9 protein-coding genes are annotated in these 11,206 nt (G+C 71.6%); 6 read left to right on the forward strand and 3 right to left on the reverse strand.

All coding sequences use genetic code 11. The features are described from left to right. The first annotated feature begins 198 nt into the window (after positions 1–198). Together L2U69_RS05910 and L2U69_RS05915 are read left to right on the forward strand one after the other, a co-directional pair. Positions 199–720 (forward strand): flavin reductase family protein, encoded by a 522-nt coding sequence (locus L2U69_RS05910; protein WP_236105837.1) that lies wholly within the window; start codon positions 199–201, stop codon positions 718–720. 90 nt (positions 721–810) lie between these two features. Next, on the forward strand, positions 811–3,003 hold the full coding sequence (locus tag L2U69_RS05915) for a penicillin acylase family protein (protein ID WP_236105838.1): 2,193 nt from the start codon (positions 811–813) through the stop codon (positions 3,001–3,003). Here the strand turns inward: L2U69_RS05915 and L2U69_RS05920 are convergent. Further along, a complete protein-coding gene (locus L2U69_RS05920) occupies positions 2,993–3,463 on the reverse strand; it encodes a nuclear transport factor 2 family protein (RefSeq protein WP_236105839.1) in 471 nt (156 codons plus the stop codon). The genes L2U69_RS05915 and L2U69_RS05920 overlap by 11 nt on opposite strands. Positions 3,464–3,637: 174 nt before the next feature. Here L2U69_RS05920 and L2U69_RS05925 point away from each other — a divergent pair, with 174 nt between their 5' ends. Then, the gene (locus tag L2U69_RS05925) at positions 3,638–4,441 is read left to right on the forward strand and encodes a trypsin-like serine peptidase (protein ID WP_236105841.1); all 804 of its coding nucleotides are present in this window, start codon (positions 3,638–3,640) and stop codon (positions 4,439–4,441) included. 63 nt (positions 4,442–4,504) lie between these two features. Here the strand turns inward: L2U69_RS05925 and L2U69_RS05930 are convergent, their stop codons facing one another. Beyond that, positions 4,505–5,053, reverse strand: coding sequence for a hypothetical protein (locus tag L2U69_RS05930; protein ID WP_236105844.1), 549 nt, complete (start codon positions 5,051–5,053; stop codon positions 4,505–4,507). A 264-nt stretch (positions 5,054–5,317) separates the two neighbouring features. Between L2U69_RS05930 and L2U69_RS05935 the strand changes: the two genes are divergently transcribed. After that, positions 5,318–5,758, forward strand: coding sequence for a DUF1036 domain-containing protein (locus L2U69_RS05935; protein ID WP_236105846.1), 441 nt, complete (start codon positions 5,318–5,320; stop codon positions 5,756–5,758). Between the two features lie 16 nt (positions 5,759–5,774). On the opposite strand, the gene hrpB is transcribed toward L2U69_RS05935, so the two are convergent. Beyond that, on the reverse strand, positions 5,775–8,273 hold the full coding sequence (gene hrpB, locus L2U69_RS05940) for an ATP-dependent helicase HrpB (RefSeq protein ID WP_236105849.1): 2,499 nt from the start codon (positions 8,271–8,273) through the stop codon (positions 5,775–5,777). Between the two features lie 65 nt (positions 8,274–8,338). Between hrpB and L2U69_RS05945 the strand changes: the two genes are divergently transcribed. Both L2U69_RS05945 and L2U69_RS05950 read left to right on the forward strand, forming a co-directional pair. Beyond that, positions 8,339–9,262, forward strand: coding sequence for a hypothetical protein (locus L2U69_RS05945; protein ID WP_236105852.1), 924 nt, complete (start codon positions 8,339–8,341; stop codon positions 9,260–9,262). A 176-nt stretch (positions 9,263–9,438) separates the two neighbouring features. Next, positions 9,439–11,205, forward strand: coding sequence for a ShlB/FhaC/HecB family hemolysin secretion/activation protein (locus L2U69_RS05950; RefSeq protein WP_236105854.1), 1,767 nt, complete (start codon positions 9,439–9,441; stop codon positions 11,203–11,205). Position 11,206 lies beyond the last annotated feature (1 nt).

Genomic DNA, 11,206 nt, shown 5'->3' on the forward strand with positions numbered 1-11,206 from the left:
CCCCGATGGGCGACATCGTCTGTCCGGACTAAGGGCCGATCCGGGCGCCGCGACGCGGGATTCGCGCGATTCCGCCGCCTTTCCGATCACCTACAAGCGGACGATGGCGGCCTTGCCTCGATGCGCGAACATCGGCTCTATTGATGCCCGGACGCGCCGAACCTCGGCGTGTCCGGCAAGCCGCGAGGAACAGTGCAGATGGCCGAAACGATCCCCTCTCCCGCGCCGACGGCGGCCCCGGCGCTCGACCTGGTCACCGCCTTCAAGGGCGCCATGCGCCGGCTGGCGGCGACGGTGACGGTGGTGACCACCGGCGCCGGCGGGGAACATCAGGGCATGACCGCCACCGCCGTGACGTCGGTCACCGCCGATCCGCCCGCCCTTCTCGTCTGCGTCAACCAGAGTGCGTCCATGCACCCGAGCCTGGAGACCGGCACCCGCTTCTGCGTCAACCTGCTGAACGAAAGCCATGCCGAGGTGGCGGGCGCGTTCGGCGGCAAGCTTCAGGGGCCGGAGCGCTTCACCGCCGGCCATTGGGCCGTGAACGACCATGGCGTGCCCTATCTGACCGATGCCCAGGCGAACATCTTCTGCCTTGTCGACGCGCTGATGATCTACGGCACCCATACGATCTTCGTCGGCAAGGTCGACGACGTCCGCCTGTTCGGCGACATCGCGCCCCTGATCTATCAGGACGGCCGCTTCGTGAAGGCGGGCTGACGCCGTTCCCCTTCTCCCATTCCCCTGCCCCCGGTTCCCCTTCCGGCGCGCGCCGTGCTAGCCTGAGGACCTGTGCGGCGTGAGGTTTCGATGGGCAGGATCAGGGGCATTGGGGTGGCGGCCGGCATCGCGCTCCGCGCCATCGCGTCGCCCCGGCCCGAAGCCCCGGACCTCGACCGCCGCCTCGCCATGTTCGTCGCCGACGCGCCACTGTCGGCGCCGGTCGCCATCCATTGGAACGAACACCAGATCCCCGTGATCGAGACGGCGGACGAGGGCGATCTCGCGGTCGGCGTCGGCCTCGTCCATGCCCATCTCCGCCTCGGCCAGATCGAATTGATCCGCCGCCTGGCGACCGGCCGGGCGGCGGAGATCGTCGGCCCCCTCGGTCTCTCGATGGATCTGCGCACGCGCCGCCACGGCTATGACCGGGCGGTCGATGCCATCGCCGCCGGCCTCTCGCCCGACAGCCGCCAGTGGATCGAGGGGTTCCTCGCCGGCTACAATCATTATCTGACCCATGGCCCCGAATTGCCGCCGGATCTCCGCATGCTCGGCATCGGGCGCGAGGCCTGGGGCCTCCGCGATTTCCTGACCCATGTCCGGGCGATGTCGGCCGACTGGTCCCTGAAGGCGACCGAACTTCTGCTCCGCGCCCGCGACCGGCTGGCGGCGCCCGAATGGCACGATCTCTGGCAGCGGCTGCTGGATGCGGGCGCCCCCGCCCCCGGCGGCGTCCGGGGCAGCAATGCCTTCGCGGTTTCGGGCGCGCGCAGCGCATCGGGTTCGGCCCTGATCGCCAGCGATCCCCATCTCGACCTGATGCTGCCCAACCTCTGCCTCGTCGTCGGGCTGCATGGGCCGCGCACCCGCGCCACCGGCCTGATGATGCCGGGCGTGCCCTTCATGCCGGTCGGGCGCAACATGGACATCGCCTGGGGCAGCACCAACCTCTATGCCCGCACCACCGACGTCTTCGACGCCCGCGGCCTGCCCATGACCGAGGCGACGGCAACCGTCGCGGTGCGCGGCGCGAAACCCGCCGTTCTGCGCTGGCGCGAATGCCCCCTCGGCCCGATCGTGAACGACGAGGGCGTCCGGCCCCACCCCGCCCCCGTCGCCATGCGCTGGATGGGCCACGCGCCGAGCGACGAGACCGGCGCCCTGCTCGCCGTCGCCCGCGCCCGCGACTGGGACGGTTTCCGCGCCGCCCTCGACGGTTTCGCCGTGCCGGGCCTCAACTTCGTCTTCGCCGACACCGGGGGCCGCGTCGGCCAGCTCCGCGCCGCCCATGTCCCGCGCGGCCGCGCCCGCCGGCCCGACGATCTGGTCCTGCCGGCCGCGGCGGCCTGGGATCCCCTGCGGCCGGCGACCGCCGCGGACCTGCCCCGGGTCTTCATGCCCGACACCGGCTTCGTCGTCTCCGCCAACGAGGCGCCGCCGGCGGAAGGCCCGGCCATCGGCCTGTTCTTCCCGCCGGACGATCGGGCACTGCGCCTTGGCGACCTGCTCGGCCGGGCGGCGCCGCTCGACATCGCCGGTCTGCGCGCCATCCAGGCCGACGTCTTCCATGCCCCCGCCCTGGCGGGCCGGGATTTCCTGCTGTCCCGCCTGGGGCCCGGACCGAAGCCCGCCGCGACGGCAGCCCTGATCGGGCGCATCGCCGCCTGGGACGGTCGCTACGACAGCGAATCCCTGGGTGCCACCGCCTATGAATTCACCCTGGCCCGGCTCGTCGGCCGGGTGCTGGCGAAACGCCCGCTCGCCGAATACGACGCGATCCGCCACAGCCGCACCCTGATCTTCCGCGATCTCGCCGCCCTGCCCGCGCCCGATCTGGAACGCGCCCTGGCCTGGGCGCTGGCCAAGGCGGCGAAGGCGATGCCGGCCGATGCCCGCTGGGGTGCCGTCCATGCCGTCGCGCCCAGGCATCCCCTCGCCGCCCTGCCTCGGATCGGCCGGCATTTCAGGGCACCGCGCGCTCTTGCCGGCGGCGCCAACGATACGGTCGCGAAAAGCGCGCAGGGCCTCGTCACCGGGCGCCACGACGTCGGCTTCGGCGTCGCCGCGCGCCATGTCTCCGACCTCGGCGATCCCGATGCCAATTGGTTCCGCCTGCTGGGCGGCCAGGACGGCTGGATCGGCAGCACCACCGCCACCGACCAGATCGCGGGCTGGCCGGCCGGCGCCGACATCCAGGTGCCGCTTCGGATCGAGACGGTGCGCCGCCTGTTCACCCGGCGCCTGGTGATCCGGCCGCGCCGAGCCGCCCTCAGTGAATGACGGTGCCGCCGGATCCCGCATCATCGTCGGGGAGATCGTCGTCCATCGGATCGTCTTCCTCCTCCGGGTCTTCCTCGTCGGGATCGAAATGGCCCGCCATGGGGCCGGCCTGATGGTGGGCGATCCGCCAATGGCCGTCTTCCAGCAGGAAGACGTTGGTCGCCGCCAGGGCCTGGCCGCCGATCACCTCGACCGCCAGCACGGTGGCGATGCCGGGACCGAGCACCTGCACCGTCTCCGCCCCGCAGGAGACGCGCGGACTGCCCGGATTGGACAGGATTTCGGCCCAGGACTTCAAGATCTGGCGGCGTTCGGTCATGGGCGGCCAGCCCGGATGGACGCAGGAGACGGGCCCCCGCAACACCCAGAGCGACAGCATGGCGGCGACGTCGCGCGCCCTGAACGCCGCGTAGAAATTTCGATTGGCGGCCGCGACGGCGGCCTCGACAGGATCGGTCATGCCAGTCACTCCCGGCGCGGCGGCGAGGTGCCGCGCCCTTTCCGGTCCTTCGGTCCAGGCCGTCTATCCTAGACCCAGGGGGAGCGACATAATAGACACGGCGCGCCGGACCATGGTCTGCTGGCGCCACGCACATCCGGACCGGGCACCATGAAGCGTCACCTAAATCTACCGTTGTTTCTGTTTCTCGCGGCCTTCGCCATCCTCGCCCCGGGCGGCGGCCTTCGCGCCGATTCGGCCCCGCTACGCAAATATCCGGGCGATGCCGCGCCGCTGCCCGGCACGGTGGACCCGCGCTACAAACCCTCGCCCGAGGCGCTGGAAGCCCTGAAGACCCTGCCGCCGCTGCCGCTCGCCGCGATCGGCGTGGTCGACACCGAGGGCGGCTTCTGCACCGGCACCATGGTCGGGCCCAAGCTGGTGCTGACCGCCGCCCATTGCGTCTTCAACTCCTTCGGCCGGGTGCGGCTGCCGAAGCGGTTCCTGGCCGGCCATTCGGAAGACAGCACGCTCGCCACCGCCAAGGTGGTGGAAGCCTATCTGCCGCCGGGCTTCAGCCCGGGCCGGTTCAAGAAGACGATCGAGATCGACGGCCTGGACTGGGCCCTGCTGGAACTGGATCAGGATATTTCGCGGCTGACCGGGATCGTCGACATCGCGGTCTTCGATCGCGGCCAGTACAAGCGCCTGATCGGCGGCGCACGCGGTTTCGTCCAGGTCGGCTACGGCCAGGAAAAGGGCGACCGGGTCACCATCAGGGCCGGCTGCGGCGTGATCGAGGCCTGGGACGACAATACCTTCGGCCATGTCTGCGGCACGGTCCACGGCGATTCGGGCGGTCCCGACCTGGTGTTTCTGGACGGGCGCTGGCAGATCATCGGCATCGAATCGGCCGAGGTGAACACGGATGCGATCGAGGGCCTGGACGTCGCCGTCTCGGCCCGCGCCTTCGCCGGCGAGGCCGCCCGCCTGCGCTGAACGCTTCGGCTCTGACAGGCAGACAACCGTCAGGAGCCGACAACCGTCAGGGGCCGACGACCGTCAGGGATTGCGCGCCATCAGCGCCTTGGTGCAGTCCGGCGCCCCGCTCAGGCTGGCGCGCATCGCCAGCTCGTCGTCCGACAGTTCGAGATCGAAGCCGATCATGGCATAGCCCGGCGGCCGCTCGATCCAGCCGAGTGGAACCATTGCCAGCCGGCGGTCGCCCTGCGCCGGCTGGATACCCACCACCTGGAAGCGCCCGGACGGCACGCCCGGATTGCTGGCGACGGCATAGAAGGAAACCTCGGCCGTGACCTCCCCGGCCGCCGGCGCCGCGAAGGTCAGGGTCAGGCCGGTCACGCCCTGGGCGCAGGTATAGGTGCCCTGCCAGACCCCGGTGAAGCCGCCCGCCGCCGGTGCAGGCGCAGGCGCAGGTGCCGGTGCCGGAGTCGGCGCCGGCTCGGGCGGCGGCGCCTCCGCGGGCTCCCTGCCCGATTTCCCCGCCAGCCCGCCGAGCAGGCTTCCCTGCGCCAGGGTGCTGCCCGGCGCGCCCGCCAGGACCGCCGCCGCCAGCATGGCGATTCCCGTCTTCCACGATGCCGCGCTCAAATGTCGTCCTCCCCCGACGTCGAAATCCGAAAGGCGGCCCCCGCGCCGCCGGGCGGGATCATAGCAGCCCGACGCGCGCCTGTGATATCCGCCCGTGCTTGACGTTCAAGCACCGCCATCAATAGTTTGCGGGTGCCGGCGGGGGCCGGCAGGCGTCCCGCCCGGCGAAATCGGGGGCGACACTGTGGTCCACATCATTGCGGGCCAGGGGGGACGGCGGCATCCTCCAGCCGTCGGGATCAATATTCAGGGAGAAGAAGCGGCATGAAAATCCGTTCCATCGCCGCCGCCGCCCTCGGAATGGGCATCGCCACCGTCGCCTTTTCGGCGCCCGCCCTGGCCGAGTATCAGGTCTGCAACAAGACGTCCAAGACCACCTCCGTCGCCGTCGGCTATTACGACGACCGCAGCAACGACGGTGTCGAGAACGGCGTCTGGACTTCCGAAGGGTGGTGGAACATCGAGCCGGGCGATTGCGCCACGCCGATCGAAGGCCCGCTGAAGGTGCGCTACGTCTATGTCTATGCCGAACATCCGGACGGCAGCAGTTGGCCGGGCGCGTCGGATTTCTGCACCAAGGATTCGATCTTCACGATCCGCAGCAAGATCAATTGCGAACGGCGCGGCTTCCGCACCCGCCAGTTCATCGAGGTCGACACCGGCCCGGACGCGAAGTCCTACACCACCAATCTGACCGACGACTGATCGCCGCCGTCGGCGCTCAGGTCGTGCCCGGCGGCAGGTGGCGCTTGGTCTTCGCCGTCGCCGGGGCGGTGGTCGGATCCTCCGGCCAGGGGTGTTTGGGATAGCGCCCGCGCAGGTCGGCGCGCACGTCGCGGTAGCCGCGATCCCAGAACCCCGCCAGATCGCTCGTGACCTGCACCGGGCGCCCGGCCGGGGACAGAAGATGCAGGGTGACCGGCACCCGCCCCCCCGCAACGGACGGGGTTTCGCGCGCGCCGAACATTTCCTGAAGCTTCACCGCGAGGACCGGCGCCCGGCCGTCGCCATAGTCGAGGGCGTGGCGATTGCCGGAGGGCACGCTTAGATGGCTCGGCGCCAGCCGGTCCAGGGCCTGGCGCCGCGGCCAGTCGAGAGCGGCCGCCAGGATCTCGTGGAAATCCAGCCGGCGCAGCCCGTCGAGGCGCGAGATCCCCTCGACATAGGGCCCGAGCCACTCCGCCAGCCCGTCGAGCAGGGCGCCGTCCGACCAGTCGGGCCAGCCCTCGCCCTCCACCCCGCGCAGGAAGGCGACCCGCGCCCGAAGCGCCCGCGCCGCCGGCGACAGGCCCAGCAGCGCCATGCCGCCGTCGCGGACCGCCTGCAGGAGGGCCGCCGTCACCCGCGCGCGGGGCGGATCGGGCCAGACCGCATCCTCGACCGTGATCGCGCCCAAGAGGCGCCGCCGCCTTGCGCGGACCTGGCCGCTGTCGGGATCGAAATCGACGCGTTCCTCGACCGTCATGCGCTCGCCGAACAGGGTCGCGACCTCGGTTTCGTCGAGACCGGCGGCCAGGAAGACCCTGCCGTCCCGGCGCTGGCCGTCGAGGCTGGCGATCGCCAGCCATTCCCGGCCCGCCAGCGGCTCGGCCGGGTCGAGGCGGGCGCCCTGGCCGGATGCCATCAGATAGACACCGCCGCCGCCGGGCCGGCGCCGCGCCACCCGCTCGGGATAGGCGAGCGCCACGAGTTCGCCGAGGCGGGCACGGTCGTCCGGCGCCTCGGCAATCTTGAGGCGTCGGGCCCATTGCCGCGCGGCCTGAGCGATCTGGCGGGCCTGGGCGCGGTCGATGCCGCCGCCGTCGCCCGCCAGTGCGTCGAGGCGAAGTGCCAGATCGGCGTCGCGCCGGCCGGGCTGGCGCTTCACCGGGTCGCGCCCCTCGATCAGGGCGGCCACGCGGGTGGCCATGGCGCCGAGGCCCAGGCGCCGCCCCTCGATCATCAGATGGCCGAGGCGCGGATGGGCGCCGAGGCGGGCGAGCGCGCGCCCGTGGTCCGTGATCCGCCCGGCCCCGTCCAGGGCGCCGAGATCGGCCAGCAGGCCGCGCGCCTGGGCGAAGGCGCCCGCGTTCGGCGCATCCAGGAGGCGCAATTGCCCGGGATCGGCGACGCCCCAGAGCGCGAGGTCGAGGGCGACCGGCGCCATGTCGGCGCGCTGGATCCGAGGGGGCGCATGGGCCGGCAGGGCGCGCTGTTCCGCCTCGGTCCAGAGGCGGATGCAGGTCCCGGGCCCGAGGCGCCCGGCCCGGCCCCGGCGCTGTTCGGCGGAGGCGGCCGAGATCGTGCCCGTGACCAGCCGGCCCATGCCGGTGCCGGGATCGAAGGCCGCGACCCGTTCGAGACCGCTGTCGATCACGACGGCCACGCCTTCGATGGTCAAGCTGGTCTCGGCGATATTGGTCGACAGCACCACCTTCCGCCCGCCGGCCGGCGCCGGCGCCAGGGCCCGGTCCTGGGTCGCGAGGTCGAGATCGCCGTGCAGCCGGTGCAGCGCCACGCCCGGCGGCAGGCCGCCTTCCTCGAGGCGGACCGCCACCCGCTCGATCTCGGCCCGGCCGGGCAGGAAGGCGAGGATGTCGCCCCCGTGATCGGTCAGGGCCCGGCGGATCGCGCGGGCCATGCGCGCCTCGACCGGATCATCGTCGCGCCGTTCGGCATAGGCGACGGCGACCGGAAACGCCCGCCCCTCGGAGCGGACGACGGGCGCCCCGCCGAGAAGGCCCGCGACCCGTTCCCCGTCGAGGGTCGCGGACATGACCAGCAGGCGCAGGTCGGGGCGCAGTGCCTCCTGCGCCTCGAGCGCCAGGGCAAGCCCGAGATCGGCGTCGAGGCTGCGCTCGTGGAATTCGTCGAAGATCACGGCGGCGACCCCCTCCAGCCCCGGATCGTCGACGATCATGCGGGTGAAGAGACCGTCCGTGACGACCTCGATCCGCGTCCCGGGACCGATGCGGCTGTCGAAACGCACGCGATAGCCGACGGTCTCGCCCACCGCCTCGCCCAGGAGGGCCGCCATGCGCCCGGCGGCGGCGCGCGCCGCCAGCCGGCGCGGTTCGAGCATGATGATGCGCCCGCCCGCGATCCAGGGCCGGTCGCGCAGCGCCAAGGGCACGCCGGTGGTCTTGCCGGCGCCGGTCGGCGCCTCCAGAACGGCCGCCGTCCCGCCGTCGAGAGCGGCGGCGAGCGCGGGCAGAACGGCATCGATGGGCAAGGGATCCATGGGGCGGAGACCATAATCCAGACAGCGCCGGGCACAAGGGGCGGGAAACGCGGTAGAAGGGGGACATGGCTTCTTCCAGCAACTCGTCCCCCACCCCCCGGCAGACCTGGCGCCTGGCGCTGGTGGCCATGATCGCGGCCGCCTGTCTCGCCCTCGGTGCTGTGCCCTTCCTGAGGCCGGATCGAATCGCCCCGCCCACCGACGGTGCCGTGGCCACCGCCGCCCTGCCGCGGGCCGATCTGGCGACGATCGCCGACCATCCGCCCGACCGCCTCACGCTCTATCGCGCCGCCCATAATCCACGGGTGCTGGTGCTCGACTTTCCCAGCCTCGCCGCCCAGGCGGCGGCGATGAACCGGATCGCCGCGCTGATCGAGAAGCGGGAAATGCCGCGCGACCGCGTGCTGTCGCATGACGAATTGCGCCGGGCCATCGCCGACGCGGGCCAGAGTTTCGAAACCTTCTACCTCGGCCACGACTACGAGGCGTCGGCCCTGGCGCGCTTCTTCAATCTGGCCCCGGCCGCCGGCCTGTCCGAGGCGGAGCACGACCTGCTGCGCCTTCTCTATCGCCATGCCGTCCTCCAGTCGACGGCCGACGGTTTCGTGCCCGGCGCCTCGGCCCAGGCCGTGGTGTCGCTGGCCGCGACCGGCGAGGGCGGCGACGCCGAAGCCGACCTTCGGCGCTTCGTCCTGCGTCACGAGCTGGCCCACGGCGAATTCTTCACCCGCGTCTTCTACCGCGCCCAATGCGACCGCTTCTGGCGGGAATTCATGTCGGCGGCCGAACGCGACGCGGTTCGCGGTTTTCTCGGCGCGCTCGACTACGACACGGGGAACGAGACCCTGATGATCAACGAAATGCAGGCCTACATCGGCTATGCCCCCGCGTCGATCTCATCCGCCGGCATCGGCGGCCTGGACGCGGCCACCTTCGAGACCCTGCGGGGCCGCTTTCACCGGCGCGTGACCGCCATGCCGGATTTCTGAGGGCGACCGGCGAAATCATTGTGCTAATGTCCCTTCGTTTCGGATTCCGGGGGGAAATGAAGTCGATGGTCGATGCCGGGGGGCATGTCCAGCCGGCTTCGAGCGCGAAGCCCCCGGGGCCGACGTGCATGACGCGAAATCCCGACGACGCCGGGTCCCGTCGCCGAGGGGGGCTGATGACGAGAAGCGTAGTGGGCCGCAAGGCCGAAGTGTCGCGTTGCCATTCCGATGCCGGCCCGGGCCGGCCGTGGTTCGGCATGTCCATGCTGGCGATCGCCCTGGCCCTTCCCGTGGCGGCGACGGCCCAGACCGTGCCCGATGCGGCGCGCCCGACGGTTTCGCCCGAGGTCCTGTCGCCGGCCCTGGCGCCGGCCGCCCCCGCCATCGACCTGGTGACCGCGCCCGCCGGCACGCCGCCCGCCGGCGCCGAGAGCTATCACTTCACCCTGACCGAAGTCGCGGTCGAGGGGGTCGGCGCCTATGATGCCGATACGATCGCCGCCTTCTTCGCCGATCGCATCGGCACCGACGTCTCCCTGGCCGACGTCTTCGCCATCGCCGCCGCGATCGAGACCTATTACCGCGCCGACGGCTATTTCCTGACCCGCGTCGTCGTTCCCGCCCAGCGGATCGAGAACGGCAGGGTCAAGCTGCTGGTGGTCGAAGGCTTCGTGAAGTCGGTCGCCGTGGTCGGCGAGGCCGGCGGTGCCCTGGGGCTCGTGCAGTCGATGGCCGACCGCATCGTCGAGACGCCGGGCCCGACCCGACTCGACACCATCGAGCGCCAGCTCCTGCTGATCAACGACCTGCCCGGCCTCGTCGCGCGCGGCACCCTCAGCCCGGCCGCCGGGGAACGGGGCGCCAGCATCCTGACCATCGAGGTCGTGCGCAAGAAGGTTGACGGCTTCTTCTCGGTCGACAACCGCAGCCCCGAATTCCTCGGCCCCTGGTCCGCCGCCCTCGGCGTCGGCGCCAACAGTTTCACCGGGCTTGCCGAACGGCTCGAATTCGTCGGCTATTCGTCACTGTTCAGCACCCGCCAGCAATTGTTCCAGCTTTCGGCCCAGGGCACGCTGTCGCCCGACGGCCTGCGCCTTCGCGCCTATGCCAGCCGCGCGCCGGGCAATCCGGGCGACCAGCTCGCGCCCCTGGCGCTGGAGACGGTGGCGGAGCGCTATGGCCTCTCCCTCTCCTATCCGCTGCTGCGGGGCCGGCGCCTGTCGCTCACCACCGACATCGCCTTCGACTGGACGGACGAGGACGACGAGAGTCTGGGCGTGCGCATCGTCGAGGATCACCTGCGGGTGCTGCGCCTCGGCCTGAACGGTGAATATCGCGACAGTCTGAACGGCATATCCGACGTCGAATTCGGCCTGCATGTCGGTCTCGACGCCTTCGGCGCCTCCGAGGCGGGCGACGCCAATTTGTCGCGTGCCGGTGCCGACGGCACCTTCGTCAAGGCGACGCTGGAGATCGGCCGCCTGCAGCGCCTGTTCACCCTCGGCGACGGCACCGTCGACCTCCAGATGCTGGCCGCCGGCCAGGTCAGCGACGGGCCCCTGCTGGCGGACGAGGAATTCCGCCTGGGCGGCTTCCGCCTCGGCCGGGGCTTCACCTCGGGCGAGATCAGCGGCGACAGCGCCCTCGCCGGCTCGCTGGAACTGCAATACACCAGCGTCCTCGACGAGGCGGTCGAGGGCGGGCGCTTCCATCTGCCGTTCCAGCTCTACGGCTTCTACGACGTCGGCAAGGTCTGGGACGACGGGCCGGGCGAGCCCGAATCGGCCGCCCTCACCTCGGCCGGCGGCGGCATCCGCCTCTTCGTCGCCGATGTCGCGCGGGCCGAAGTGGAAGTGGCGAAGCCCCTGACCCGCGACCGCGCCGACCGGGGCGAGGATCCGCGCCGCCCCGGGGTCTTCTTCCGCTTCGTCGGCAGTTTCTGAT

It is taken from the genome of Zavarzinia marina (assembly GCF_021568905.1).
Classification (GTDB): Bacteria; Pseudomonadota; Alphaproteobacteria; order Zavarziniales; family Zavarziniaceae; genus Zavarzinia; species Zavarzinia marina.